The following is a 794-nucleotide window of genomic DNA, read 5'->3' as shown; positions in this document are numbered from 1 at the left end:
GTGGACGAGGCCGACACGATCTTCGGCAGCCCGAAGATGGCGGAGAAGAACGAGGAGATGCGCGGCCTGCTCAACGCCGGGCACCAGCGCGACCGCTACGTCCTGAGGGTGGTGGGCAGCGAGCACACCCCGCACCGGTTCCACACCTTCGCCATGGCCGCCATCGCAGGCATCGGCGACCTACCCGACACGATCATGGACCGCTCCATCGTGATCCGGATGCGCCGCCGGGCCGAAGGCGAACGCGTCTCGCCCTACCGCACCAAACGCGACAGCCCCGCCCTGCGCGCCATGCGTACCGAACTCGCCCGCTGGGCCAAGCCCCTGGCCGACCAGGCCCTGCACCTGGAACCGCAGATGCCGGTCGAGGACCGCGCCGCTGACACCTGGGAACCGCTGATCATCATCGCCGACCTCGCGGGCGGCACCTGGCCCGAGCGGGCCCGACAGGCATGCACACACCTCGTCACCTCCGAAGCGGAGTCCGAGGACGACCAGCCCAGCGGCGCGCGCATCCTCGCCGACATCCGCCGGATCTTCCACGCCGCCAGCGACCCCGACAGCATCGCCACCGACCAGCTCCTGTTCGCCCTCAACGGCGACCCCGAAGCCCCCTGGGCCGAATGGGGGCGAAGCGGCCTGACCCCGCGCGGCCTCGCCAGCATGCTGCGCGAATTCGGCATCTCCTCCGGCAACGTCCGCATCAGCGACCACACCCAGCGCAAGGGATACATGCGCAACAAGTTCGCCGACGCCTGGCGCCGCTACTGCCCCACCGTCCACCCCCTCGGCCC

Annotated in this window: 1 protein-coding gene; it reads left to right on the top strand. The window is 70.7% G+C overall.

Annotated features, from left to right (window positions below):
* Positions 1–794 (top strand): DUF3631 domain-containing protein (locus BGM09_RS15255; RefSeq protein WP_188282121.1); only part of this gene is annotated, 794 nt, incomplete at both ends.

The organism is Streptomyces sp. CBMA29, from assembly GCF_014596445.1.
Lineage (GTDB): Bacteria > Actinomycetota > Actinomycetes > Streptomycetales > Streptomycetaceae > Actinacidiphila.
This window is presented reverse-complemented; position numbering and strand designations above follow the sequence as displayed.